General features: G+C 72.3%; 20 protein-coding genes. 14 read left to right on the top strand and 6 right to left on the bottom strand.

What is annotated here, in order from left to right:
- Window positions 1-12 precede the first annotated feature (12 nt).
- Together K244_RS0117415 and K244_RS0117410 are read right to left on the bottom strand one after the other, a co-directional pair.
- On the bottom strand, window positions 13-660 hold the full coding sequence (locus K244_RS0117415; protein WP_020187572.1) for an alpha/beta hydrolase: 648 nt from the start codon (window positions 658-660) through the stop codon (window positions 13-15).
- Window positions 661-885: 225 nt separating this feature from the next.
- Complete coding sequence (locus tag K244_RS0117410) at window positions 886-1,815, bottom strand: ring-cleaving dioxygenase (RefSeq protein WP_020187571.1); 930 nt, start codon at window positions 1,813-1,815, stop codon at window positions 886-888.
- Between the two features lie 103 nt (window positions 1,816-1,918).
- On the opposite strand from K244_RS0117410, the gene K244_RS0117405 reads away from it, so the two are divergent.
- Window positions 1,919-2,842, top strand: coding sequence for a LysR family transcriptional regulator (locus K244_RS0117405; RefSeq protein WP_020187570.1), 924 nt, complete (start codon window positions 1,919-1,921; stop codon window positions 2,840-2,842).
- A 23-nt stretch (window positions 2,843-2,865) separates the two neighbouring features.
- On the opposite strand, the gene K244_RS0117400 is transcribed toward K244_RS0117405, so the two are convergent.
- The gene (locus K244_RS0117400; protein ID WP_020187569.1) at window positions 2,866-3,861 is read right to left on the bottom strand and encodes a cation diffusion facilitator family transporter; all 996 of its coding nucleotides are present in this window, start codon (window positions 3,859-3,861) and stop codon (window positions 2,866-2,868) included.
- Window positions 3,862-4,078: 217 nt separating this feature from the next.
- Between K244_RS0117400 and K244_RS0117395 the strand changes: the two genes are divergently transcribed.
- On the top strand, window positions 4,079-5,008 hold the full coding sequence (locus K244_RS0117395; RefSeq protein ID WP_020187568.1) for a dihydrodipicolinate synthase family protein: 930 nt from the start codon (window positions 4,079-4,081) through the stop codon (window positions 5,006-5,008).
- A gap of 73 nt (window positions 5,009-5,081) precedes the next feature.
- A complete protein-coding gene (gene putA / locus K244_RS0117390) occupies window positions 5,082-8,759 on the top strand; it encodes a bifunctional proline dehydrogenase/L-glutamate gamma-semialdehyde dehydrogenase PutA (protein WP_024816577.1) in 3,678 nt (1,225 codons plus the stop codon).
- Window positions 8,760-8,920: 161 nt separating this feature from the next.
- Here the strand turns inward: putA and hydA are convergent, their stop codons facing one another.
- Window positions 8,921-10,330, bottom strand: a complete 1,410-nt coding sequence (hydA, locus tag K244_RS0117385) for a dihydropyrimidinase (RefSeq protein WP_020187566.1) — start codon at window positions 10,328-10,330, stop codon at window positions 8,921-8,923.
- Between the two features lie 280 nt (window positions 10,331-10,610).
- On the opposite strand from hydA, the gene K244_RS0117380 reads away from it, so the two are divergent.
- Window positions 10,611-12,473, top strand: coding sequence for a DEAD/DEAH box helicase (locus K244_RS0117380; RefSeq protein ID WP_020187565.1), 1,863 nt, complete (start codon window positions 10,611-10,613; stop codon window positions 12,471-12,473).
- A gap of 75 nt (window positions 12,474-12,548) precedes the next feature.
- Here K244_RS0117380 and K244_RS0117375 read toward each other — a convergent pair whose 3' ends face one another.
- Window positions 12,549-13,034, bottom strand: coding sequence for a MarR family transcriptional regulator (locus K244_RS0117375; protein ID WP_051460034.1), 486 nt, complete (start codon window positions 13,032-13,034; stop codon window positions 12,549-12,551).
- A 143-nt stretch (window positions 13,035-13,177) separates the two neighbouring features.
- Here K244_RS0117375 and K244_RS0117370 point away from each other — a divergent pair, with 143 nt between their 5' ends.
- The 10 genes from K244_RS0117370 to K244_RS0117325 all read left to right on the top strand — a co-directional run bounded on the left by K244_RS0117370 (window position 13,178) and on the right by K244_RS0117325 (window position 24,560).
- Window positions 13,178-14,464, top strand: coding sequence for an amidohydrolase/deacetylase family metallohydrolase (locus tag K244_RS0117370; RefSeq protein WP_020187563.1), 1,287 nt, complete (start codon window positions 13,178-13,180; stop codon window positions 14,462-14,464).
- Window positions 14,461-15,318 carry an alpha/beta hydrolase gene (locus K244_RS0117365; RefSeq protein ID WP_020187562.1) on the top strand — a complete coding sequence of 286 codons (858 nt, stop codon included), beginning with the start codon at window positions 14,461-14,463 and terminating at the stop codon, window positions 15,316-15,318. Before K244_RS0117370 ends, K244_RS0117365 begins: the two co-directional genes overlap by 4 nt.
- A 68-nt stretch (window positions 15,319-15,386) precedes the next feature.
- Window positions 15,387-17,687: a xanthine dehydrogenase family protein molybdopterin-binding subunit gene (locus K244_RS0117360; RefSeq protein ID WP_081761574.1), complete on the top strand. Its 2,301-nt coding sequence runs from the start codon at window positions 15,387-15,389 to the stop codon at window positions 17,685-17,687.
- A complete protein-coding gene (locus K244_RS0117355; RefSeq protein WP_020187560.1) occupies window positions 17,684-18,562 on the top strand; it encodes an FAD binding domain-containing protein in 879 nt (292 codons plus the stop codon). Before K244_RS0117360 ends, K244_RS0117355 begins: the two co-directional genes overlap by 4 nt.
- Window positions 18,559-19,782 carry a 2Fe-2S iron-sulfur cluster-binding protein gene (locus K244_RS0117350; protein ID WP_020187559.1) on the top strand — a complete coding sequence of 408 codons (1,224 nt, stop codon included), beginning with the start codon at window positions 18,559-18,561 and terminating at the stop codon, window positions 19,780-19,782. The genes K244_RS0117355 and K244_RS0117350 overlap by 4 nt, the downstream gene beginning before the upstream one ends.
- 63 nt (window positions 19,783-19,845) lie before the next feature.
- A complete protein-coding gene (locus tag K244_RS0117345) occupies window positions 19,846-20,952 on the top strand; it encodes an ABC transporter substrate-binding protein (protein WP_245259825.1) in 1,107 nt (368 codons plus the stop codon).
- A 209-nt stretch (window positions 20,953-21,161) separates the two neighbouring features.
- Complete coding sequence (locus tag K244_RS0117340) at window positions 21,162-22,034, top strand: branched-chain amino acid ABC transporter permease (RefSeq protein WP_020187557.1); 873 nt, start codon at window positions 21,162-21,164, stop codon at window positions 22,032-22,034.
- Window positions 22,031-23,059 (top strand): branched-chain amino acid ABC transporter permease, encoded by a 1,029-nt coding sequence (locus K244_RS0117335; protein WP_020187556.1) that lies wholly within the window; start codon window positions 22,031-22,033, stop codon window positions 23,057-23,059. Before K244_RS0117340 ends, K244_RS0117335 begins: the two co-directional genes overlap by 4 nt.
- Window positions 23,056-23,856: an ABC transporter ATP-binding protein gene (locus tag K244_RS0117330; RefSeq protein WP_020187555.1), complete on the top strand. Its 801-nt coding sequence runs from the start codon at window positions 23,056-23,058 to the stop codon at window positions 23,854-23,856. Before K244_RS0117335 ends, K244_RS0117330 begins: the two co-directional genes overlap by 4 nt.
- On the top strand, window positions 23,856-24,560 hold the full coding sequence (locus K244_RS0117325; protein WP_020187554.1) for an ABC transporter ATP-binding protein: 705 nt from the start codon (window positions 23,856-23,858) through the stop codon (window positions 24,558-24,560). Before K244_RS0117330 ends, K244_RS0117325 begins: the two co-directional genes overlap by 1 nt.
- Window positions 24,561-24,764: 204 nt before the next feature.
- Here K244_RS0117325 and K244_RS0117320 read toward each other — a convergent pair whose 3' ends face one another.
- Window positions 24,765-25,217, bottom strand: a complete 453-nt coding sequence (locus tag K244_RS0117320; RefSeq protein WP_020187553.1) for a GtrA family protein — start codon at window positions 25,215-25,217, stop codon at window positions 24,765-24,767.
- Between the last annotated feature and the right edge of the window lie 6 nt (window positions 25,218-25,223).

The raw sequence follows: 25,223 nt of genomic DNA, 5'->3' as shown, positions 1-25,223 counted from the left end.
ACGGCCCTCCGTTCAGGACGCCGCCTCGACCCGCCCCTCGGCGGCGAGGCGCGCGTACCAGCGGGTCGCCGCCTCGAGGTCCATCCGGGTGAGCCCATGGCTCGCCGGCAAGGTCTCGAGCGTCACCGCCGCGCCCGCCGCGCGCAGCTGCCGTTCCAGCAGGGCCGCGTGCGCGCCCGAGGCGATGGGGTCGAGCGCGCCCGACAGCATCAGGACGGGAGCCGCGTCAAGCTCCGCGGCGGGCGGCGTCGTCAGCGGCGGCATGGCCCGCAGCAGCGCGGCGCCCGCGAGCGTGCCGGGATGCAGCAGCATCAGGGCCGCGGCGATGTTGGCGCCGTTGGAGTAGCCGAGCGCGACCGGAGCGGCGATCCCGTAGGCCGTGCGCGCCTCGGCGACGAAGCGGGCGAGGTCGCCCGCCCGGCGGTGAACGTCGTCCTCGTCGAACACGCCTTCGGCCAGCCTGCGGAAGAACCGCGGCGCGCCGCGCTCCAGCACCTGTCCACGAGGCGACAGCAGCGCCGCGCCCGGCGCGATCGCCTCCCCGAAGGGCAAGAGATCGGTCTCGTCGCCGCCGGTGCCGTGCAGCAGCAGCAGCGGGGGAAGCGCGGGCCGCGTCGCGGGCCGGTGGACATGCACGAACGAGAGGTCCTGCGCGCTCATGGGCGTCACTCCTTCGGTTCGGGGAATTTGACGTTTCAGGCTGCGTCCTCCCTTGCAGGGAGGGCCGGCGTTCGGTGGCTTTAGATCGAGCCCCCGACCGTCCCATGGCCGGCGGGGGGAGCACGCCGTGGCGGCGGAGCTTGATTCTGGGCCACCCCCACCCCTAACCCCTCCCCGCAAGGGGGAGGGGGACCAAGGGGCGCGTCGAGCTTAAAGGCCGCCCTCTCACGCGAGCGCGGGGAGCCGTTCTTCGATCTTCGGCCGCAGCGCCTCGAGGAAGGGCGGCAGCTTCAGCGCCTGGCCGAGCGTCTCCGCCGGCTCGTCGATCGCGAAGCCCGGCGCGTCGGTGGCGATCTCGAACAGCACGCCGCCCGGCTCCCGGAAGTAGATCGAGCGGAAGTAGTTGCGGTCCTTCTGCTCGGTCACGCCGAGGCCATGCTCGGTCACCAGCTTGCGGGCCATCTCGGCCTGCGCCACGTCGTCCGCCGCCCGGAAGGCGACATGGTGGACGCCGCCGCGACCGGGGCGGCCGGGCAGGAAGTCGCCCGCCGCGTGCAGGTCGACGAAGCGGCCGTAGCCCTCGCCGCCGGCGTCGAAGCGGGTGACGCTTCCCTCGCGCCCGACCTCCGTCTGGCCGAACACGTTGGTCAGGATCGCGGCCGTGGGCGCGGCGTCCCGAAGCAGCAGCGTCACGCCGTGGAAGCCGCGGATGGCGTGCCCGGCCGGGATCTTCGCCCCGCCCCAGCCCGGCTCGTTTTCGGCGCCTTCGACGCCGACGAGGGCAAGCGAGAGCCCGTCGTGATCCTTGAACGCCAGGGTGGTTTCGCCGAAGCGGACCACCGGCGCCTCATGGGAGACGGCGGCCTCGACGAAGCGCTGGGTCCAGAAGCCGATCGAGGCGCGCGGCACGCGGAAGGCGGTGCGCGAGGTCTCGCCGACGCCCACCCGGCCGACGGCCGCATGCTCCCACGGGAAGAAGGTGAGGATCGAGCCCGGACGACCGGCGTCGTCGCCGTAGTACAGGTGATAGGCGCCGGGATCGTCGAAGTTGACGGTCTTCTTGACGAGGCGAAGGCCGAGCACGTCCGTGTAGAACCGGACGTTGCGGGCGGCGGGACCGCTCACGGCGGTCACATGGTGCAGGGCGGAGGTCATCGGGTGAGCCTTTCGGGTCCGGCGGTTTGCGTTGGAACGAAAGTACGCACTTCTGTTAGGATCTAAATAGAAACAATCGAAACTGACTGTTTCCAGGTTGATCATGACGACCCTGCCGGATTTCGAAGCCTGGGCGATCTTCGCCCGCGTCGCGGCCCGCGGCTCCTTCGCCCGCGCGGCCGAGGAGCTGGCGCTCTCCAAGGCCACGGTGTCGAAGGCCGTGGCGCGGCTGGAGGCGCGGCTCGCCACGCCCCTGCTCCACCGCACCACGCGCCGGCTGTCGCTGACGGAGGCCGGGCGGGCCGCCGCCGACAGCGCCGAGCGCATCCTGAAGGCGGGCGAGGCCGCGGAGGCCGAGGCGGTCGCCGGCTCCGCCACGCCGCGCGGGCGGGTGCGGCTCGCGGTCCCGATGTCGTTCGGGATCGCCCATGTCGCGCCGCTGCTGCCGGCGTTCCTCGCGGCGCACCCCCAGGTCTCCGTCGACCTTCACCTCGCCGACGCTCAGGTGGACCTGATCGGCGAGGGCTTCGACGTGGCGCTCCGGATCGCCGCGCTGGCGGATTCCCGGCTCAGGGCCCGGCGGCTGTGCGAGGTGCGACGGCTCGTCGTCGGCGCGCCGGCCTACTTCGCGCGGGCGGGGCGCCCGGAGCATCCGCGCGACCTCGAGGCCCACGCCTGCCTCGGCTACGCCTACCTGCCGGGGTGGGACCGCTGGCGGTTCGTCGACGCCTCCGGCGCGGAGGAGGCGGTAAATGTCTCCGGCCCCCTGCGCGCCAACAACGCCGACGCCCTGACCGCGAGCCTGCGCGCCGGCCTCGGCCTCGCGGTGCAGCCGGAGTTCATCGTCTACGACGACCTGGCGTCCGGCCGGCTGGAGGCCGCGCTGCCCGGCTGGTCGCCGCCGCCGATCGCCCTCCATGTGGTGACGCCGCCGGGCGCGTTCCGGCCGGCGCGGGTGACGGCCCTGATCGAGTTTCTGAGCCGCCGGCTGACGGCCGCGCCATGGGCGCAGGCGGTCGCCGCATGACGATCGGCTGAACGCCCCAAGGCTCACACCGCGTGATCAGGCGCGAAGGCGCAGCGGCCCTGTTCGAGCTCGATCTGGATCGTGGGATGGGCGATCTGGAAGCGTTCGCGCAACTCGGCGGCGATCGTCCGCATCGGCGCGTCGCCGGGGTGCCCGCCGGGCATGACGAGGTGCGCCGTCAGCGCCGTCTCGGTCGTGCTCATGGCCCAGATGTGGAGGTCGTGCACCTCCACGACGCCCGGCCGGGCGGCGAGGAAGACGCGCACCTGCTCGGGGTCGACGTGCGGGGGCGCGGCGTCGAGCGACATGGTGACGCTGTCGCGCAGCAGGCCCCAGGTCCCGATCAGGATCACGACGGCGACCCCGAGGCTGACCATGGGGTCGATCCGCTCCCAGCCGGTGGCCAGCACCGCGAGGCCCGCGACGATGACGGCCGCGGAGACCGCGGCGTCGGCCACCATGTGGAGGTAGGCGCCCTTGATGTTGATGTCGCCCTTGCGGCCCGACAGGAACAGCAGCGCCGTGCCGCCGTTCACGGCGACGCCGATCGCGGCGACGATGGTCACGGTGAGGCCCGCGACCGGCCGGGGCTCGGCGAAGCGGTCGGCCGCCTCCCACACGATGAAGCCGACGGCGAACAGCAGGAACAGCGCGTTGAACAGCGCGGCGAGGATCGAGCTCGCCCGGAGCCCGTAGCTGAAGCGCGCGGACGGCGGCCTCTGCGAGAGCACGGACGCGATCCAGGCGACGATCAGCCCCGCGACGTCGAACAGGTTGTGCGCGGCGTCCGCGACCAGCGCGAGCGAGCCGCTGGCGTAGCCGTAGAACGCCTCCACCGCGACGAAGGCGGTGTTGAGCCCGATCCCGAGCGCGAAGGCGCGGCCGAAGGAGGCCGGAGCATGGGTGTGGCCGCCGGGACCATGGGCGTGGCCGGCGTGGGAGTCGGACCGCTCCTGGTGACCGCCGTCATGAGACGCGTGGTCGTGGGCGGCGTGGTCGTGGGAGTGAGGATCGGTCATGGCTCTGAGCTCTGCGGCGCCCGGATGCCGGCGCGATGTCAGGCCCTCGCTTAGCGCCTGACGCCGACGTAACGCTAGAACGGCCGATGTCGGCCCGCGTCGCCGAACGGGGCGGCGCTCCGGGCGTCGGAGCGTGGCGCGGACGGCCGCGGCTTCCCGCCCCGCCGCGTCCGGGGTATCTCCCACCCTCCGCACGCATCCGCAGACAGGTCTCCCCATGCGCCTCACGTCCTCCGCCGCCGGCCTCTTCCCGATCGCGCCGACGCCCTTCACGGCCGACGGAGCGATCGACCACGGCTCGGTGGAGACGCTGATCGCGGCCTACCTCGCAGCGGGGGCGACCGGCGTCACGGTGCTCGGCATCATGGGCGAAGCGCCGAAGCTCGAGCCGGACGAGGCGCTCGACCTCACCAGCCGGTTCATCGACGGCATGCCGGGCCTGCCCGTGATCGTCGGGGTGTCGGCCCCCGGCTTCGCCGCCATGCGCTCGCTCGCCCGCGCGGTGATGGACCGCGGCGCGGCCGGCGTGATGATCGCGCCGCCGCCGTCGCTCCGCACCGACGACCAGATCGTCGGCTACTACGCCCAGGCGGTGGAGGCGGTCGGCGCCGACGTCCCCTTCGTCATCCAGGACTATCCCCTGACCCTGACGGTGCAGATGACGCCGATGGTCATCCGCCGCATCGTCGAGGACAATCCCTCCTGCGTGATGCTGAAGCACGAGGACTGGCCGGGCCTCGAGAAGATCTCGACCCTGCGCGGCTTCCAGGCCGAGGGCTCGATGCGGCCGATCTCGATCCTCACCGGCAACGGCGGCCTGTTCCTCGATTTCGAGATGGAGCGCGGCGCCGACGGCGCGATGACCGGCTACGCCTTCCCCGAGATGCTGGCCGACGTCGTGCGCCTGCAAGGCGAGGGACGCCGGGACGCGGCGCACGACCTGTTCGACGCCCACCTGCCGCTGCTGCGCTACGAGCAGCAGCAGGGCGTGGGCCTGGCCGTGCGGAAGTACGTGATGATGCGGCGCGGCTTCATCGCCTCCGACGCCCAGCGCAAGCCGGGCGCGGCGCTCTCCGCCAAGGCGAAGGCGGAGGTGGACTATCTCCTGGCCCGCCTCGCCGCGAAGGACCCGCGCGCCGCGGTCTGAGCCCAGCGCGGCTGGACCCGGCGCCGTGGCGGCCTACCATGGCGGGGGACGATCCCCTCCGCCGGAGGCCGCCATGGCCGGGACCATCACGACCGAGACGCCGGCCGGCGCGGAAGGCGACGCGCGGCCCTTCGCGGCGTTCACCTCAGGACCGTGGCCGTTAACCCCGCTGCGCGCCGCGGTTAACCGGAATGTTAACCTTCCAGAAACCCGCTGTTTACCCGCGTTGCTCGCCGCGGCCGCATCGCCCGCGCCGCAGGCGGCCGCCGCGCAGCGCCTCGCGCGGACGCTGGTGGAGGCGCTGCGGGCCAAGGGGCCCGGCGGCGGCGTGGCCGGTCTCGTGCAGGAGTACGACCTGTCGAGCCCCGAAGGCGTCGCCCTGATGTGCCTCGCCGAGGCGCTGCTGCGCACTCCCGACGCCGCAACCCGCGACGCGCTGATCCGCGACAAGATCGCTCCGGGCGACTGGCGCGCCCACCTCGGCCACAGCCCCTCGCTGTTCGTGAACGCGGCGACCTGGGGGCTGGTGGTCACCGGTGGGCTCGCGGCGCCTTCGACCGCGGAGGGTCTGGGCTCCGCGCTGACGCGGCTCGTCGCGCGCGGCGGAGAGCCCCTGATCCGGAAGGGCGTCGACCTCGCGATGCGGATGATGGGCGAGCGCTACGTCACCGGCGAGACCATCGAGCGGGCGCTCTCCAACAGCCGCCGCATGGAGGCTAACGGATTCCGCTACTCCTTCGACATGTTGGGCGAGGCGGCGATGACGGCGGCGGACGCCGACCGCTACTTCGCGGACTATCGCGGCGCGATCGACGCGATCGGCGCCGCCGCCAAGGGGCGCGGCGTCTACGACGGCCCCGGCGTGTCGATCAAGCTCTCCGCGCTGCACCCGCGCTACGCCCGCAGCCAGCGGGACCGCGTGCTGTCGGAACTTCTCCCGCGCGTTCAGGAGCTTGCGGTCCGCGCCCGCGGCTTCGACGTCGGCCTCAACATCGACGCCGAGGAGGCGGACCGGCTCGACCTGTCGCTCGACGTGCTGGAGGCGCTCGCCCGAGACCCCGCGCTTCAGGGCTGGGACGGTCTCGGCTTCGTCGTCCAGGCCTACCAGAAGCGCGCGCCGTTCGTGCTCGACCTCATCATCGATCTCGCCCGCCGCACGGGGCGGCGGTTGATGGTGCGGCTAGTGAAGGGCGCCTACTGGGACAGCGAGATCAAGCGCGCCCAGGTCGACGGCCTCGACGACTTTCCCGTCTTCACCCGCAAGGTTCACACCGACGTCTCCTACCTCGCCTGCGCCGCCAAGTTGCTCGAGGCGAGGGACGCGGTGTTCCCGCAGTTCGCCACCCACAACGCCCAGACGGTCGCCGCCATCCACGCCATGGCCGGGCCGAAGTTCCGCGTCGGCGACTACGAGTTCCAGTGCCTGCACGGCATGGGCGAGCCGCTCTACGAGGAGGTGGTGGGCCCCGACAAGCTCGGCCGCCCCTGCCGGATCTACGCCCCCGTCGGCGCCCACGAGACGCTGCTCGCCTATCTCGTCCGCCGCCTGCTGGAGAACGGCGCGAACTCCTCCTTCGTGCATCAGGTGGCCGATCCGGAGACGCCCGTCGATGCGCTGATCGCCGATCCGGTCGCGGAGGCGCAGCGCCTCTCGCCGCTCGGCGCGCCGCATCCGGCGATCCGACGGCCCCGGGCGCTCACTCCCGACCGCCTGAACAGCGCCGGGCTGGATCTGGCGGACGAACGCGTCCTGGCCGAGCTCTCGAACTCCCTCAGCGCCGGCGCCGGCCATCGCTGGCGCACGGCGCCGCTGCTTGCAGGCGGCGAGGCCGAGGGAATCGGCGTTCCCGTGACCAACCCGGCCGACCGGCGCGACGTCGTCGGCCATGTGGTCGAGGCCGGCCCGGACGTCGTCGCCGAAGCCCTCGCCCAGGCGGAGGGCGGCGCCGCCGCGTGGGACGAGACTCCCGGCTCGGAGCGCGCGGCGCGTCTCGTCCGCGCGGCGGAGATGCTGGAAAGCCGGCGCGACGCGCTGATCGGCCTGCTCATCCGCGAGGCCGGGAAGACGGCGGCGAACGCGGTCTCGGAGATCCGCGAGGCGGCGGACTTCCTGCGCTACTACGCAGGGCAGGCGGAGGCGTTCGATCCGGCGACCCATGTCCCGCTTGGCCCTGTCGCCTGCATCAGCCCGTGGAACTTTCCTCTCGCGATTTTCCTCGGGCAGGTCGCTGCCGCCCTCGCCGCCGGAAACGTGGTGCTGGCGAAGCCGGCCGAAGAGACGCCGCTGGTGGCCGCCGAGGCGGTTCGCATCCTGCGGCAGGCGGGCGTCCCCGCCGCCGCGGTGCAGCTTCTGCCGGGCCGGGGCGAGGTCGGCGCGGCGCTCGTCGGCGACCCGCGGGTGCGCGGCGTGCTGTTCACCGGCTCGACCGCGGTCGCGACATCGATCGCCAAGACGCTGGCCGAGCGGCTCAACCCGGACGGATCGCCGGTCCCCTTGGTCGCCGAGACCGGTGGCCAGAACGCGCTGGTCGCGGATTCCTCCGCCCTGCTGGAGCAGCTCACCGCCGACGTGCTCGCCTCCGCCTTCGACAGCGCCGGCCAGCGCTGCTCGGCGCTGCGCCTGCTGTGCCTGCAGGAGGAGATCGCCGACCGCGCGCTCGCCATGCTGAAGGGCGCCATGGCGGAGCTGCGGGTCGGTCCGCCCGACCGGCTCGCGACCGACGTCGGACCGGTGATCTCGGCGGAGGCGCGGGAGCGGATCGAGGCCCATGTGGCGGAGATGCGCGCGGCGGGGCGGCCGGTCCACCGGCTCGCGTTGCCGGAGGTCTGCGCCCCCGGAGACTTCGTCGCGCCGACGCTGATCGAAATCGAAAACGTCGGAGAGTTGACGAATGAGGTGTTCGGCCCCGTCCTGCACGTCATCCGCTTCGCGCCGGGCGACCTCAAGCGAACGATCGAGGCCGTGAACGCCACCGGCTACGCGCTCACCTTCGGCGTCCACACGCGGATCGACGAACGGGCGGCGGACGCGGCGGCCTTGAGCGCCGCCGGCAACGTCTACGTCAACCGCAACATCATCGGCGCCGTCGTCGGGGTGCAGCCCTTCGGCGGACACGGGCTTTCGGGCACGGGGCCGAAAGCCGGCGGCCCCCTCATCCTGCGGCGCCTTCTTGCGGCCTGCCCCGCGGAAACGAGCCTGCCGCAGGGCGCGCCGGACCCCGCCGCCGTCGCCTATGCAACGTGGCTGCGCGCCTCGGGCTGGGATGACGCCGCGGCCGAGGTGGAGGACGCGATCGCACGGAGCCCCCGCGGGGTGGAGATCGAGCTTCCCGGTCCGGTCGGCGAGCGGAACGTCTACAGCTTGAAGGGCCGCGGCGGTGTGATCTGCGCCGGGCTCCACCCGAGCGCCGAGCTCGTCCAGATCGGCGTGGCGCTGGCCGCCGGCGCCCGCGCGGTCTTGCGGGAGTCACTTCCGTCTGGTTTGCCCGGCACGCTCGGGGCGCGCATCGTGGGCGGAGCCAGTCTCGACGCCGTCTTCGCCGCCCTGTTCGACGGCGGCCCGGACGAGCTTGCGGAGCTGAACCGGTCGCTCTCGCAGCGTCCGGGTCCGATCGTCCAGGTCCACGTTCCCCGGCTCGACTCGACCACCGGCCGCCGGGCCTACCCCATCGAATTTCTCGTCGCCGAGCGCAGCCTCAGCGTCAACACCGCGGCGGCCGGCGGCAACGCCAGCCTGATGGCGCTGGAGTGAGCAACACTCGCTCGTGTCCCGGTCTCGAGCCGGGACCCAGAGCCGCCGAGTCGGAAGGAAAAGACGCGACGCGGCCGGCACCTGTCTGGACACGTCGGGGGTCTGGGTCTGGGTCCGGCTCAAGGCCGGGACATGCTGTCGGCGTTTCCGAGTTTAACCCCTCACTTCACGCGCGGCGTCGCATAGGCCGAGCGCTCGCGGGCCACGTGACGGCCATGCGCCTTCGCGCCAACCAGCTCGCCGTCCTTCACCACAGGGCGTCCGCGGACGATGGTCGTCACCGGCCAGCCCTTCACGGCGATCCCCTCGTAGGGCGTGTAGTCCGAGCCGTGGTGCAGCACGCTCTGGCGGATCGTGACCTCGCGCTTCGGGTCCCAGATCGCGATGTCGGCGTCCATGCCGATCGCGATCGAACCCTTCGTCGTTAGGCCGTACATGCGAGCGTGGTTCGTGGCCGACAGCGCCACAAACTGCTGCAGCGTGATGCGCCCCTTGCCCACACCCTCCGAGAACAGGATCGGCAGCCGGGTCTCGACGCCCGGAATGCCGTTCGGCACCCAGCGGAAGCTGGTGCGGCCCTTCGGGTTCAGCTTGCCGGCGGGGTCGTCGTAGCGGAAGGGGCAGTGGTCGGAGGAGAACACGTCGAACACGCCCTGCTGCAGCCCCTCCCAGCACGCCTGCTGGTGCGCCTCGTCGCGCGGCGGCGGGCTGCAGACGTATTTCGCGCCCTCCATGTTGAGCCCGTCCATGTCCTTCTCGGTCAGCACCAAGTACTGCGGGCAGGTCTCGCCATAGACCTTCAGCCCGCGCCGGCGGGCCCGCGAAATCTCCTCCATCGCCTCGCGGTTCGAGACGTGGACGATGACGACCGGAACGTCCACGATCTCGGCCAGGCTGATCGCGCGATGGGTCGCTTCGCGCTCCACAGGGATCGGCCGCGAGGGGCCGTGGAAGAACGGCGCGGTCTTGCCCGCCCGCTCCAGCCGGTCGGCGAGGAAGCGGATCGCGTCGTAGTTCTCGGCGTGGACCATGACGAGCGCGCCGGTCTCGCGCGCGGTCGCCATCACCTCCAGCATCTCGCGGTCGTTCAGGGCGAGGCCCTCGTAGGTCATGAAAACCTTGAACGAGGTGTAGCCGTCCGCGATCAGCGCCGGCAGGTCCTGGCCCAGGGTCTGCGCGTTCGGTTCCGAGACGATCAGGTGGAAGCTGACGTCGACGTAGGACTGGCCTTCCGCCTTCGCGTGGTAGGCGGCGAGCGTGGTCCGCAGCGGCGTGCCGCGCTCCTGCAGCACGAAGGGCATCACCGCGGTGTTGCCGCCGAAGGCCGCGGATCGGGTCGCGCTCTCGAAGTCGTCGGCCATCACGATGCCCTCGCCACTCGGCTGGGCGATGTGGACGTGGCTGTCGATGCCGCCCGGCAGCACGAGCTTGTTCGAAGCGTCGATCACATCCTTCGCCTCGCCGAGCGCGAGCCCGAGCGCGACAATCGTTCCGTCGCGCACGCCGACGTCGGCGCGGAACGTGTCCGCCGCCGTCGCGACCACGCCGCCCTTGATGATGAGATCGAGCATGGACTCTCCTGTTTCGGCTTCGAACGTTGCGGTTCGGACCGACGCCCAAAGGTCGTGCTAAGCGGACGCAAGCTTCGTGCTCGGATCGGTCCGAGGCCCTGCGTCCGCCGAGCGTGGCGACGCCATTGCCCGGCGAGGATCTGACCTGCGGCGGGGGCCATGGCGTTTCAAGTAAAAAAAGGCTATGAGGGTTCCAATCCCATCATCGTCCACGGACGCTGCGGGCCGTGACGTGCGGCCCCTTCCGCCGCGCGCCCATCGAAAGCGATCCCCCTTGACCATGCCGTTCGCCGCCTCCCCGCTCGCGCAGGCTCTTGCCGAGCGCGGCTATGTCGACCTCACCCCCGTGCAGCACGCGGTGCTGGCCGACGCGGTGCGCGGTCGCGATCTTCTGGTTTCGGCGCAGACGGGTTCGGGCAAGACGGTGGCCTACGGCCTCGCGCTGGGCGACACGCTGCTGGATGACGCGGGCGCCATCAGCGCCGCGGGCGCGCCGGTCGCCCTGGTCGTCGCCCCCACCCGCGAACTCGCCCTGCAGGTCGAGCGCGAGCTGCGCTGGCTCTACGCCAAGACCGGCGCCCGCGTCGTCGCCTGCGTCGGCGGCATGGACCCGCGCGCCGAGCGCAAGCGTCTCGAGATGGGCTGCCACATCGTCGTCGGCACTCCCGGCCGCCTGCTCGACCACATCCAGCGCCGCGCGCTGGTGCTCGACGGTCTGAAGGCGGTCGTGCTCGACGAGGCCGACGAGATGCTCGACCTCGGCTTCCGCGAGGACCTCGAGGCGATCCTCGAGTCGGCGCCGGCCGACCGCCGCACGCTGCTGTTCTCGGCGACGATCCCCTCCGACATCGTGGCGATCGCCCGCCGCTTCCAGCGCGACGCCGCCCGGGTCGAGACCGCGGGTCCCGAACGCGGCCACGCCGACATCGAGCACCGCGCCGTGCGCGTGCTGCCGCGCGAGATCGGCGCTGCCGTCGTCAACCTGCTGCGCCAGGCCGACGCGCCCGCCGCGATCGTGTTCTGCGCCACCCGCGAGGCGGTGCGCCGCCTGCACGCCACGCTGTCCGAGCGGGGCTTCCCCGCCGTGCTGATGTCGGGCGAGCTCAGCCAGAACGAGCGCAACCGCGCCCTGCAGGAGCTGCGCGACGGCCGCGCCCGCGTCTGCGTCGCGACCGACGTCGCCGCCCGCGGCATCGACCTGCCCAGCATCACGCTCGTGATCCACGCCGACCTGCCGCACGACGCCGAAGTGTTCCAGCACCGCTCCGGCCGCACCGGCCGCGCGGGCCGCAAGGGCGTCAGCGTCCTGCTGGTGCCGCCGTCGCGCCGCCGCAAGGCCGAGACCATGATGGTCGACGCCGGCGTGGTCCCGACCTGGAGCGCGGCGCCCACCGCCGAGGAGATTCACGCCCTCGACCAGAAGCGCCTGCTCGCCGACCCGGCGCTGACCGAGCAGCCGACCCCCGAGGACATCGCCCTCGCGCACATGCTGATGGCGCACAAGTCGCAGGAGGAGATCGCAGTGGCGCTCGCCCGCCTGCACCGCGCCCGCCTGCCCGCCCCCGAGGACGTCACCGATCCCGGCGAGCGCCAGGCGCCGCGCGAGCGCGTGCGCGACAACGGCCGGCCGGCCTACGATCCCGTGCGCTCCGACCGCGAGCCGGCGGCCGAGCGTCGCGGCCCGTTCGGCGAAGGCGTGTGGTTCCGGCTCGCGGTCGGCCGTCGCCAGAACGCCGATCCGAAGTGGCTGCTGCCGCTGATCTGCCGCCGCGGCGGCGTGACCCGCGAGGACATCGGGGCGATCCGCATCTTCGACGCCGAGACCAAGGTCGAGATCGCGGTCGGCGCCGCCGAGAGCTTCGCGGCCTCGGCCCTTGGGGCCGAGAAGAACGACGTGGCGATCACGCGCGCTCAGCTGTCAGGCCCCCGCCCCGACGTCGAGACCCCGCGCGAGCCGCGCCCGGCGAAGCCCTACGGGCATGCGCCGAAGCACGCCGCGCCGCGCCCCCGCGGCGCCTCCGACCATCCGCGCGGGCCCTCCGACCACCGTCGCGCCGAGGCGCCGACCGGCGCCGGCAAGCCGCAGAAGCGCTTCGCGAAGGGCAACCGCGCCGGCGCGCCGGGCGGCCACGGCCTGCGCTGAACGCAGTCAAGACGAGAGGCGGCGCGCCAAGCGCCGCCCGCCGGCGCCCTGATTTAGATCAATGCGCGCTCAAAATCAGAGCACGACAGCGTCGCGACGCCCGCCATGCGCGTCGACGATGCGCTTGAGGTAGCCGACGAAGGCGTCCCGCTCGTCGGCGTCCAGCGCGGCCACCGTCTCCTCGTGCGCGCGCCTCGCGGCGTCCTCCATCTCCGCCAGCAGCCGCTCCCCCTCCGGCGTCATCCGGCAGACCTGCGCGCGCCGGTCCGAGGACGACGTCACGCGCTGTACGAGCCCTCGCGCCTCCAAGCGTTTCAACGCTCCGGTGGTCGTGGTGCGGTCGAGCGCGACGGCGCGCGCGAGCGTCGTCTGGTCCGCGGTGTCGCAGTCCGCCAGCGCGCACAGCAGGCTGTACTGCAGCGGCGTCAGCCGCGACGCGGCGCAACGCTCGCTGAACAGGCTCACGTGAATCTGATGCAGCCGACGCGCCAGGAAGCCCGGACGCTCCATCAGCGGCCAATTTTCATTGGACGTATTTGATTCCACGTCGTTTTCCGTCATTCCGCCCTCGACTTGCGGCTTCAGGCCGCCGGACCGTCTCCGCGGACGTCCCTGCATCTGGCATGCCGCGTGCATGAGATTGCGAAGCATACTTCGCTTTTTCAGGCGCGCCATCGCCGGCGCGAGCGTTCGAGGAGGACACCATGGTCGAACCGACGGGATACGATCTGCTGCTGAAGGGCGGCCGGGTCATCTGCCCGGCGACCGGCGTCGACGGGATCCGCGACGTGGGCGTCCGCGGCGGCCGCATCGCGGCGGTGGCGGACGCCATCCTGCCGACGAGCGCCGCGCAGACCGTCGACGTCTCCGGCAAGCTCGTGCTCCCGGGCCTGATCGACACCCACGGCCACATCTACCAGTACGTCACCGGCCGCTTCGGCCTCGACCCTGACATGGTCGGCGTGCGCTCAGGCGTCACGACCGTCGTCGACCAGGGCGGCCCGTCCTGCATGACGCTGCCGGGCTTCCGCCACTTCATCGCGGAGCGCTCAGAGACCAACGTGCTCTGCTTCCTGTCCGCCTATCTCGTCGGCGGCCTCGAAGGCCACTTCTATCCCAACCTCTACAGCCCCGACGGCGTCGACATCGACGCGACGGTGCGCTCGGCGGTCGCCAACCGGGACCTGGTGCGCGGCATCAAGGGCCACGCCGAGATCGGCGGCTTCGCCCGCTGGGGCATCAAGGTCATGGAGATGGCGGCCGAGATCGCCCGCCGCGCCGAGGTTCCGCTCTACGTGCACTTCGGCCAGCTCTGGGGCCTGCCGGAAAGCGGCGCCAACGGCGAGGACGCCGACACCATCCTCGAGCGCGTCATTCCGCTGCTGAAGGAAGGCGACGTGCTCGCCCATCCCTTCACCCGCCACCCCGGCGGCTTCGTGAACGCGGAAGGCGAACTGCACCACGTGCTGCAGGCGGCGATCGACCGCGGGCTGACGGTCGACGTCGGCCACGGCAGCCACTTCTCCTACCGCCTCGCCAAGATGGCGCTCGCCGCCGGCGTCGTGCCGCACACGCTCGGCGCCGACATGCACGGCTACAACACGCAGGTGCCCGAGATTCCCGCCCCCGCCGGCACGCCGGAGGAGCACGCGGACGACGAGAACCATCCGTTCAAGGGCCAGGCGCGCTTCAGCCTCACTCAGGCGATGAGCTCGATGATGACGCTCGGCCTGCCGCTCGATTACGTGGTGAAGATGGTCACGACCCATCCCGCGAAGATGCTCGGGATGGAGGACAGCCTCGGTTCGCTCGCCGTCGGGCGCGTCGCCGACGTGTCGGTGCTGGACGACGTCCGCGGCCGGTTCGTGCTGCGCGACAACGAGGATTACCGCGTCATCGCCGAGCGCCTGCTGCAGCCGGCCTTCTGCCTCCGCGCCGGCAAGCGTTTCGACGCCGACAGCCCGATCCTCCCGCAGGCGATCGCGGCGTGATCGCCGCCCCGGCTCCCGCGCCGCAGGAGGTCTGGGACACGCTGTCCCAGGACCAGCGCGACGCCGCCTACAACAACAACGCGGCCGTGCCGACCAGCGCGGCCTGGGTCGCGGCGCGCGACGTCGCGGCGCCGGCGTTCCGGGCGGCGCATGCGGCCAAGCTCGACGTGGCCTACGGCCCGAAGCCCCGCCAGGCCTTCGACCTCTACCCCGCGGCCGACCCCGACGCCCCCTGCCTCGTCTTCATCCACGGCGGCTACTGGCAGAAGAACTCGCGCGAGGTCTTCGCGCATTACGCCCAGGGCGCGCTCGACGCCGGCTGGGCGGTCGCGATGCCGAGCCACACGCTGGCGCCCGACGCGAGCCTCACCGAGATCGTCGCCGAGCTCGGCGCCGCGCTCGACTGGCTCGCCCGCGACGGCCGCACCCACGGGGTCGGCGGCCGCATCGTGCTCTCCGGCTGGTCGGCGGGCGGGCACCTCGTCGCCATGCTGCTCGGTCATTCCGCGGTCGCCGCCGGCCTCGCCATCTCCGGCGTCTACGAACTGGCGCCGATCCGCGACACCTTCCTCAACGCCGCGCTGAAGCTCACCGACGACGAGATCGCGACGCTGTCGCCGCTCCGCCTGCCGGTGACGCGAAAGCCGCTCGCGATCGCTTACGGCACGGCCGAGGTGCCGGCGCTGATCCATGACTCGCTGGCGCTGCACGCCAAGCGGGCCGAGGCCGACGCGCCGGGCGCGCTGATCCCGATCGAGGGCGCCGACCACTTCTCCATCCTCGACGGCCTGCTGAGCGCCGACGGCGTTCTGGTGAAGGCCGCGCAGGACGTGTTCGCCGAGGCCACGCCGTGAGCGGCGGCCGCGCGCCTCTGGCCGAAGGCGTCGGCGCGCGGCTGCCGCGCAAGGAAGACGACCGCCTGATGCGCGGGCGCGGCGAATATGTCGGCGACATCCGCATGGCCGGGATGCAGGACGTCGCCTTCGTCCGCAGCCCGCTGGCGCACGCCCGCATCCGCGCGATCCACGTGCCGGAGGACTGCCGCGGCCGGGTGTTCACCGCGGCCGACCTCGACGGCGTGAAGCCGATCCGCGCCGTGTCGGGACTGCCCGGCTTCAAGGTCTCCGAGCAGCCGCCGCTCGCCGTCGATAAGGTCCGGCAGGTCGGCGAGCTGCTCGCGATCTGCGTCGCGCCCACGCGCGCCGAGGCCGAGGATCTCGCCGCGCGGGTCACGCTCGATCTCGAGGAGCTGCCGGCGCTGCACGACATGCTGGCCGCTCGCGAGCCCGGCGCCGCGCTCGTCCACGAGCACTGGGGCGACAACGTCTACCTCGAGACCAACGTGAACATCGGGATCGAGGCCGCGTTCGACGCGCCGATCAAGGTCTCGCGCACGATCTCGACCGGCCGCCAGTGCATGGCGCCGATCGAAGGCCGCGGCGCCGTGGTCCACCTCGACCACAGGCTCGACCAGCTCGTGGTCCATACCGCAAGCCAGATGCCGCACATCGTGCGCACCGGCCTGTCGGAATGCCTGGGGCTCGAGCAGGGCCGCGTCCGCATCGTCTCGCCCGACGTCGGCGGCGGCTTCGGCTACAAGGCGATCCTGCTCGCGGAAGAGGTCTGCCTCGGCTGGCTAGCGCTGCGCTGCGGCCATCCCGTGCGCTGGCTGGAGGACCGCCGCGAGCATCTGACGGCCAACGCGAACTGCCGCGAGCATCACTACGAAATCACGGTCTACGCCGAGCGCGACGGGACCATCTGCGGCGTCGACTGCGAAGCGACGGTCGATAGCGGCGCCTACTCCGCCTATCCCTTCTCTGCCTGTCTTGAGGCCGCGCAGGTCGCGAGCATCCTGCCCGGCCCCTACGACTTCCCGGCCTACCGCTGCCGCACCTGGTCGGTCGCCACCAACAAATGCCCGATCCTGCCCTACCGCGGGGTGGCGCGCACCGGCGTCTGCTTCGCGCTGGAGCTCGCGCTCGACGCCGTCGCGGCCGAAACGGGGCTCGCGCCCGAGGTCGTGCGACTGAAGAACCTCGTGCGGCCCGAGCGGATGCCGTTCGACAACATCACCAACAAGCACTTCGACAGCGGCGACTATCCCGAGGCCTTGACCCGCGCGGTGGCGGCGATCGACGCCGTCGGCGTGCGCGCGCGGCAGGCCGCGGGCGAGGCGGACGGCCGGCGCATCGGCCTCGGGCTCTCGATCTACTGCGAGCAGGCCGCCCACGGCACCTCGGTCTACTCCGGCTGGGGCATTCCGATGGTTCCGGGCCACGAGCAGGCCGGCGCCCGCCTGACGCCCGACGGCGGGCTGGAGCTGCGGATCGGCGCGCACTCGCACGGCCAGGGGCTCGAGACCACGCTCGCGCAGGTGGCGCACGAGGTGCTGGGCGTGCCGGTCGCGCGCACCCGGCTCGTTCACGGCGACACCGCGCTGACGCCCTACTCCACCGGCAGCTGGGGCTCCCGGGTCATGGTGATGGCCGGCGGCGCGGTCGCGACCGCCTGCGCGGAGCTCGCCGAGCGCGCCCGCCTGATCGGCGCCCACCTGCTGCAGGCCGACCCTGCGGACGTGCGCTTCGAGGCCGGCCGCGTCGTCGGGCCCGCGGGCGACGTGGGCCTGCCCGAGATCGCCCGGGTCTGGTACCTGCGGCCGCAGGACCTGCCCTCCGACGTGAACCCCGGAGGCCTCGAGGTCACCGCCGGCTACAAGCCGCAGCGCGACAGCGGCACCTTCAGCTACGCGGCGCACGCCGTCGTGCTCGCGGTCGACCCCATGCTCGGCGAGGTCGAGATCCTCGACTACGTCATCGTCGAGGACGGCGGCGTGCTCGTGAATCCGATGGTCGTGGACGGCCAGATCTTCGGCGGCCTCGCGCAGGGGATCGGCACCGCGCTGCTGGAGGAGATGCCGTTCGACGAGGCGGGGCAGCCGCTCGCCTCAACGCTCGCGGACTATCTGCTGCCGGGCGCGTGCGAGGTTCCGGCCCCGCGCGTGGACCACATGGAGACCCCCTCCCCCTACACCCGCTTCGGCGTAAAGGGCATCGGCGAAGGCGGGGCGATCGCCCCGCCGGCCGCGATCGTCAACGCCATCAACGACGCGCTCCGTCCTCTGAACGCCCGGGTTCTGCGTTCGCCCGCCACGCCGCGGCGCATCGTCGAGGCGGTGCTCGCCGCCCGCGGCGCGCCCGCAATGACGAGGGACGCGGCATGAAGCCCGCCCGCTTCGCCCTCGAGCGGCCGCGCGATCTCGCCGCAGCGCTCGCTCTGCTCGCTCAGGCTAAGGGCGCCGCCAAGGTGATGGCCGGCGGCCAGTCGCTCGGTCCCATGCTGAACCTGCGGCTCGCGGAACCTGAGCTGATCGTCGACGTCTCGGGCGTGGCGGAGCTGCGCCACGCCGGCCGCGACGGCGACGCCATCGTCTACGGCGCCTGCGTCACCCACGCCGACATCGAGGACGGCCGCGCGCCGGACGTCGGGCCGAACGTCATGGCGCGCGTCGCCTCCGGCATCGCCTACCGCGCCGTGCGGAACCGCGGCACCCTCGGCGGGAGCCTCGCCCACGCCGACCCCGCCGCCGACTGGCTGTCGTCGCTCTCCGCGCTCGGCGCGGAGGTGGAGATCGCAGGCCCCGCCGGCCGCCGCCGGCTGGCGCTGCCGGCGTTCGTGACCGGCGCGCTGTCGACCGCGCTCGAAGCCGACGAGATTCTTATCGCCGTGCGCGTGCCCGTCATGAACCCGTCGTCGCGGTTCGGATACGTGAAGCACTGCCGCAAGGTCGGCGAGTTCGCTCACGCGATCGGCGCTGTGCTGATCGACCCTGAGACCGCAACAGGACGCGCCGTCTTCGGCGCCGTCGAGGCGCCCCCCGTCGTCGTCGACGACGCGCGCGTCCTGTTCGGCGGCCGCATCCGCCCCGGCTTCGCCGACGATTTCGACGTCCCCGCCGCCGATGGCGTGCTGGCCCGCGCCGGGATGGCCGACGCCGTCGACCGCCACATCCACGTTGAAGTGCTGCGCCGCGCCGCGCTTCAGGCCCACGCGCTCTTGGCCTCGCCCCTCCGTCCCGACGTCAGGAGCGCCGCGTGAACGCGCCCGTCCGCCCGCCGCGCGTCAACGTCGCGCTCGCCGTCAACGGCCGCGCGGTCGCGGTCGAGGTCGAGCCGCGCACGCATCTGGCCGACGCGCTGCGCGAGGAGCTCAACCTTGCCGGGACCCACCTCGGCTGCGAGCACGGCGTCTGCGGCGCCTGCACGGTGCTGCTCGACGGCGAGCCCGCACGGGCCTGCCTGAGCTTCGCCGCCGCCTGCGCGGGCGCCGAGGTCACCACCATCGAGGGCCTCGACGACGATGAGATCGCGACGGAGCTGCGCGCCGCCTTCAACCGCGAGCACGCCCTGCAGTGCGGCTTCTGCACGCCGGGAATGATCGTCGCCGCGCGGGACCTCGTGCTGCGCCTGCCCGAGCCGGACGAGCGACGCATCCGGCTGGGCCTCGCCGGAAATCTCTGCCGCTGCACCGGCTACGTCGGCATCGTGCGGGCCGTCCAGAGCGTCATTTCCGACCGCCGCGCCAAGGGCTTGGGCCCAACCACCGGCGAGCGCGGGCTCGGTCCCGTCGGGGCCCGGACGGGATCGTCGGGCGCGAGCGCCCAGCGCGCTACGGCGGCCGAAACGACGGCCGCCGTGACGCCGGCGTCCGCCGGAATCCCCGCAGACTTCCGGCCCGCGCACAGCTTCGACCAGAGCTTCGAGGTCGGTTTTCCGCCCGAGCAGGTGTTCGCCTTCTTCGGGCGCGTCCAGGAGGTCGCGGCCTGCCTGCCGGGCGCCGTGGTGACCGCCGTGCCCTCGCCGGAACGGGTCGAGGGCGGCATGCGGGTCAAGCTCGGGCCGATCTCCGCCACCTTCCGGGGCGCGGCCGACGTGCGCCGCGACGAGGCCGCGCGCGAGGGCCGGATCAGAGGCGCGGGCGCCGACGGCCGCTCCGGCGCGCAGGGCGAAGTGCGCTACCGGGTTAACGACGGGGCAACGCCGGGTTCATCGCAGGTGAACCTGACCGTCGGCTACGCGCTCAAGGGCCCGCTCGCGCAGTTCGGCCGCCCCGGCCTCGTGCGCGACGTCGCCGCCCGCCTCGTCGCCGAGTTCGCGGCGAACCTCGAAGCCCGGCTCGCCGGGCGCGCCCCCGCGGCCGACGCCAAGGCGCCCGGCCTCAATCCCCTGCGGCTCGCCTTCGACCTCGCCCGAGGCCGGATCGCCGCATGGTTCCGCCGCGTGGCCCGCAAGGGCGACGAATCCACCCCCCGTTCCTGACAGGAGACGGCGATGTCGACGACCACACGCCTTGCCTCGCTTGCCGCATTGACCCTCGCGCTGATGGCGGGCCCGGCCTTCGCCGCCGACACCATCAAGATCGGCGTCAACGAGCCGCTGACGGGCGCCTTCGCCGCCTCCGGCACCTACGTCGTCAACGGCGCCAAGATCGCGGCGGACGAGATCAACGCCAAGGGCGGCGTGCTCGGCAAGAAGATCGAGCTCGTGATCGAGGACAACAAGTCGAACCCGACCGAAGCGGCCGCGGTCGCGGAGAAGCTCATCACCAGCGACAAGACGCCGGTGCTGATGGGCGCCTGGGGCTCCAGCCTGACGCTCGCCGTCATGCCGAAGCTCGAGGAGTACGAGGTGCCGATGCTGGTGGAGACCTCCTCCTCCGGCAAGATCACCACGTCGGGCAACCCCTTCGTGTTCCGCATCTCGCCGCCGTCGGCGCTCGAGGCCGCGTCCTTCGCGCCGATGGTCAAGAAGATCGGGCTGAAGAAGGTCGACTTCCTCGTCATCAACAACGACTGGGGCCGCGGCGCGGCCGGCGACTTCTCGAAGATGCTGAAGGCGGAAGGCGTCGAGGTCGGGCTGACGGAGACCATGGACCAGGCGGCGCAGGACATGAGCGCCCAGCTCTCCAAGCTGAAGAGCTCCGACGCCGACACCATCATGATGACGACCTCGGTCGACCAGCTGACGCTGCTGTTCAAGCAGATGGCGGCGCTCGGCATCAAGAAGCGCGTCATCACCACCGGCGGCTCGCAGAACCCCGACCAGATCATCGCGCAGGCGGGCGCGGCGGCGGAGGGCACCATGCACCTCACCACCTTCCTGCCCTGGGCGCCCGAGAAGACCCCGGACCCGGCGGCGACGAAATACTTCCTCGGCGAATGGAAGGCCCGCGGACATCAGTTCGCCGGCGCGACCGAGAGCTTCCGCGGCTACGACGGCATCCGCTCCATCGCCGCCGCCATCGAGAAGGCCGGTTCGGCCGAGCCCGCCGCGATCACCAAGGCCTTCTGGGACGTGAAGATGACCGGCCTCAACGGCCCGATCGCCTTCGCCAAGTCCGGCCCCGAGGGCAAGGAGAGCGGCCAGAGCAAGCCCACCGTCTACCTCATCAAGATCGCCGACGGCGCGGTCAGCGAAGTCACGCTGTAGCTGGAAGCCCCGGCCGGGCGCCCCCTCACCCGGAGGACTGACGCCCCCGACCCTTCCCGCCGGGGAGAGGTGAAGGCCCGCGCCCGGCTCCAAGCGCCTGAACGGCGTCGCAGCGCACCTCTCCCCGTCCGGGGAGAGGTCGACGCGAAGCGCCGGGTGAGGGGCCTCGCCCCCCGCATGCCCCAAAGCCTCCCGACCGGAGACGCCCCGTGGACCAACTGCTGCAACACCTCGTCAACGCGCTCGTGCTCGGCGGCACCTACGCGCTGCTGGGGATCGGCCTCACGCTGATCTTCGGCATCATGAACGTGGTGAACTTCACCCACGGCGCGCTCTACACCGTCGGCGCCTACGCCATGTACATCGCGGCCGTCGGCCTCGGGATGAACTTCTTCGTGGCGCTGCCGGTCGCTGTGGTCGCCGGCCTCGCGCTCGGCGCGCTGATCGAGTTCACGCTGCTGCGGCCGCTCCGGGGCGCGGACATCGACACCACCATGCTGGTCATGATCGGCGCGGGCATCGTGCTGCAGTCCGGCGCGCTCTGGACCTTCGGCGGCGTCGCCAAGGCGGTGCCCTCGCCGTTCCCCGACGCGCCGCTGCAGATCCTCGGCGCCTCGGTGTCGTGGCTGCGCATCTTCGTCTTCCTGGCCGCGCTGACGCTGATCGTCTCGGCCTACGCGCTGATCAACGGCACCCGGCTCGGCCGCGCCATGCGCGCTACCTTCCAGGACCACGACACCGCGGCGCTGATGGGCGTCAACGTCTCGCTGATCTACACCGCGACCTTCGCGCTGGGCTCGAGCCTCGCCGCCGCCGCCGGCGCTCTGCTGGGGCCGGTCTACGTGGTGTTCCCGCAGATGGGCGACCTCGCGGCCGTGAAGGCCTTCGCCATCGTCATCCTCGGCGGCCTCGGCTCGATCACGGGCGCCACCATCGGCGGCTTCGCGCTGGCGCTCGCGGAGGAGTTCGGCGCCGGCTACGTCTCCTCCGGCTACCGCGACGCGATGGGCTTCCTGATCATCATCGCGGTGCTGCTGGTGAAGCCGACCGGCCTGTTCGCCCGCGCGGAGCGCATCGGATGACCCGGATTCTCCCGCTCGCCCTGCTCGTCGTCCTCGCCCTGCTGCCGCTCGGGCTCAAGGACCCCTATCTCCTCAACGCGCTGATCACGACCGGCATCTTCACCATCGGCGCCATGAGCCTGAACCTGCTGCTCGGCTACACCGGCCAGCTCAGCCTCGGCCACATCGCCTTCTTCGGCATCGGCGCCTACGTCAGCGCGCTGACCTCGCTCGGCTTCGACGTCGGCCTGCCCTTCGGCCTGCGCGTCACCCACGAGGGCTGGCCGCCGGCGGCCGGCTTCCTGCTCGCCGTGCTGATCGCCGGGCTCTGCGGCTACGTCGTGGGCCGGCTCTCGTTCCGGGTGCGCGGGGCCTACTTCGTGATCGTGACGATCTCGTTCGCGGAGGTCGTCCGGCTGGTCGCGCTGAACTGGATCGAGCTGACGCAAGGCCCGCTTGCGCTGACCTCAATCCCGTTCATGACGCTGGGCCTCCCCGGCCTCGGCGAGATGACCTTCAGGACGAAGATCCAGAACTACTACCTGGTGCTTGGCGTCGCGACGCTGAGCTACCTGCTGATCGCGCGCCTCGTCGGCTCCCGCTTCGGCCGCGCCATGCGCGGGCTGAAGGAGAACGAGCCGCTGGCGCTCTCCGTCGGTGTCGACGCCACCCGCACGCTCACCATCGCCGCCACCGTCTCCGCCGCGATGGCGGGCGCCGCCGGCAGCCTCTACGCCCACTACATCCGCATCATCGACCCCGACGTGTTCCTGTTCTCCTACACGGTGACCATGGTCATCATGGTGGTGGCGGGCGGCAAGGGCACGCTGATCGGCCCCGTGATCGGCGGCCTGATCTTCGGCCTGCTGCCGGTGGCGCTCAGGCCCGTGATGGCGCCCGAGGCGCAGTGGATCGTCTACGGCGCGACGCTGATCGTCATCCTGTTCGTCATGCCGCGCGGCATCGCCCCGGCGCTCGCCGCGCTGGCGCTTCCGAAGCGCGCGCCCGCGGCGCCCAAGCCCGAAACCGCGAGGGCCTCGTCATGAGCGCAGGCCCCATCCTCCGGATCGACCATGTCGGCGTGCGCTTCGGCGGCCTCGTCGCCATCGCCGACCTGCACTTCGACGTGGCCGAGGGCGAGATCGTCAGCCTGATCGGGCCGAACGGCGCGGGCAAGACCACGGCGTTCAATGTCATGACGGGCTTCCTCAAGCCCTCGCAGGGGCGGGTGCTGTTCAAGGGCGAGGACCTGTCGCGGCTGAAGCCCCACGAGATTTCGCGCGCCGGCCTCGCCCGGACGTTCCAGCGCACCAGCGTGTTCGCCGCCGACACCGTGTTCGACAACGTGCTGATCGGCCTGCACCGCCACGCCGAGCCTCCGCTGCTCGACCGCGTCGCGCCGGCGCGGCGCCGCGCCGACGAGGCCCGCCTGCGGGTCCGGGCGCGCGAGATCCTTGATCTGGTGGGCCTGGCCTCCCGCGCGGACGAGCTCGCCGGCTCGCTCGCCTATGGCGAACAGCGGCTCGTGGGCGTCGCGCTCGCGCTCGCGACCGAGCCGACCATGCTGCTGCTGGACGAGCCGGTCTCCGGCATGAACGCCTCGGAGACGCAGGTCTTCGTGCGCCTCATCCGCCGCATCCGCGACGAGGGCGTCACCATCCTGCTGGTGGAGCACGACATGCCGATGGTCATGGAGGTCTCCGACCGCATCGTCTGCCTGAACTACGGGCGGCTGATCGCCGAAGGCGGGCCTGCTGCGATCCGCGCCGACCCGGCGGTGATCGAGGCCTATCTCGGCAAGGGCGGCGCGGCCCGGGAACTGGCGGGGGAGGCGCAGGGCTGATGCTCGAGATTGAGGACCTCGTCTGCGGCTACGGCCAGGTCTCCGCGCTGAAGGGCGTGTCCTTCACCGTGGGCCAGGGCCAGCTGGTCGCGCTTGTCGGCGCGAACGGCGCCGGCAAGTCCACCACGCTGCGCGCGATCTCGGGGCTCGTCCCGGCGCGCGCGGGCGCGATCCGCCTCGACGGCGAGGACGTGACCAGGGCCGACCCGCGCGCGATGCTGCGGCTCGGGGTGTCGCACTGCCCGGAGGGGCGGCGGGTGTTCGCGCACATGACGGTCGCGGACAACCTCGCGATGGGGGCCTACCTCCGCCGCGACGCGGCCGGCGTGCGCGCCGACCTCGACCGCATCTACGGCGACTTTCCGCGCCTACACGATCGGCGCGCGCAGATGGCGGGCACGCTGTCGGGCGGCGAGCAGCAGATGCTCGCCATTGGCCGCGCGCTGATGGCGAAGCCGCGCTTGGTGCTGTTCGACGAGCCCTCGCTCGGGCTCGCGCCCAACATCGTGGAGCAGATGTTCTCGATCATCGGCGCGGTGCGGAACGCCGGCGTGACGGTGCTGCTCGTCGAGCAGAACGCCTTCGCGGCGCTTGAGCTCTGCGACCACGCCTACCTGCTGGAGGCCGGCCGCATCGCCATGTCCGGCAAAGGCGCCGACCTCATCGCCGACCCGCATGTGCGGGCGGCCTATCTCGGCGGGTGACGCTTTCGAGCGCGAGCCGTTCAGGCGCGCGGGCGCCTCTGTCCCCCTCCCCCTTGCGGGGAGGGGTTAGGGGTGGCGCAGACCACAACGCGCCGGCTGACGCGCGTGAGGCGCCTCGAACGCGATGGCGCCTTCGGCGATCCACCCGGGACCACCCCCACCCCCGCCCCCCCCCGCAAGGGGGAGGGGGGAAGGCCCAAGCCCTCACCCGATGCCGCGGAACGTCAGCAGGCGGTGGCCGACGTAGCTGGTCGCGGCGCCGATGCCGATGGCGGCGGCGTGGGCGATGGGCTCGACCCAAAGCGTCCAGCCGACCGCGGGCGCCAGCCAGTGCACGAAGGCGAGCGCCAGCAGCCACACCTCGACCGCGCCGACGGCGTTGACGAGGATGAACTTCCAGAGCTGGGAGCGGGCGTCGCCGCCGTGGGCCTCGAACACGAACAGGCGGTAGAGGAAGAAGCCGACCACCATGCCGACGCCGTAGGCGACGAGCACCGCGGCGGAGAACGGCATGATCTCGTTCAGCGGGAAACGGGCCGCCCAGTTCACGAAGGCCGCGAAGCCGCCCGCGAGCAGGAAGCGGCCGATGCGGCGGAGCTCCGCGGGGCTCATGCGGGCGCGGAGGGCGGGAGGAAGCGCGGCGACGAGGCTGTCCATGGCGCC

The sequence above is a fragment of the Methylopila sp. 73B genome, from assembly GCF_000526315.1.
GTDB lineage: Bacteria > Pseudomonadota > Alphaproteobacteria > Rhizobiales > Methylopilaceae > Methylopila.
The sequence above is the reverse complement of the archived record's forward strand: the minus strand, read 5'-3'. Positions and strand labels throughout refer to the sequence as shown.

Coding starts and splice junctions, on each gene's coding strand:
- K244_RS0117415 (WP_020187572.1), bottom strand. CDS start 660: ATGAGCGCGCAGGACCTCTCGTTCGTGCATGTCCACCGGCCCGCGACG.
- K244_RS0117410 (WP_020187571.1), bottom strand. CDS start 1,815: ATGACCTCCGCCCTGCACCATGTGACCGCCGTGAGCGGTCCCGCCGCC.
- K244_RS0117405 (WP_020187570.1), top strand. CDS start 1,919: ATGACGACCCTGCCGGATTTCGAAGCCTGGGCGATCTTCGCCCGCGTC.
- K244_RS0117400 (WP_020187569.1), bottom strand. CDS start 3,861: ATGACCGATCCTCACTCCCACGACCACGCCGCCCACGACCACGCGTCT.
- K244_RS0117395 (WP_020187568.1), top strand. CDS start 4,079: ATGCGCCTCACGTCCTCCGCCGCCGGCCTCTTCCCGATCGCGCCGACG.
- putA (WP_024816577.1), top strand. CDS start 5,082: ATGGCCGGGACCATCACGACCGAGACGCCGGCCGGCGCGGAAGGCGAC.
- hydA (WP_020187566.1), bottom strand. CDS start 10,330: ATGCTCGATCTCATCATCAAGGGCGGCGTGGTCGCGACGGCGGCGGAC.
- K244_RS0117380 (WP_020187565.1), top strand. CDS start 10,611: ATGCCGTTCGCCGCCTCCCCGCTCGCGCAGGCTCTTGCCGAGCGCGGC.
- K244_RS0117375 (WP_051460034.1), bottom strand. CDS start 13,034: ATGACGGAAAACGACGTGGAATCAAATACGTCCAATGAAAATTGGCCG.
- K244_RS0117370 (WP_020187563.1), top strand. CDS start 13,178: ATGGTCGAACCGACGGGATACGATCTGCTGCTGAAGGGCGGCCGGGTC.
- K244_RS0117360 (WP_081761574.1), top strand. CDS start 15,387: ATGCGCGGGCGCGGCGAATATGTCGGCGACATCCGCATGGCCGGGATG.
- K244_RS0117355 (WP_020187560.1), top strand. CDS start 17,684: ATGAAGCCCGCCCGCTTCGCCCTCGAGCGGCCGCGCGATCTCGCCGCA.
- K244_RS0117345 (WP_245259825.1), top strand. CDS start 19,846: ATGGCGGGCCCGGCCTTCGCCGCCGACACCATCAAGATCGGCGTCAAC.
- K244_RS0117335 (WP_020187556.1), top strand. CDS start 22,031: ATGACCCGGATTCTCCCGCTCGCCCTGCTCGTCGTCCTCGCCCTGCTG.
- K244_RS0117330 (WP_020187555.1), top strand. CDS start 23,056: ATGAGCGCAGGCCCCATCCTCCGGATCGACCATGTCGGCGTGCGCTTC.
- K244_RS0117325 (WP_020187554.1), top strand. CDS start 23,856: ATGCTCGAGATTGAGGACCTCGTCTGCGGCTACGGCCAGGTCTCCGCG.
- K244_RS0117320 (WP_020187553.1), bottom strand. CDS start 25,217: ATGGACAGCCTCGTCGCCGCGCTTCCTCCCGCCCTCCGCGCCCGCATG.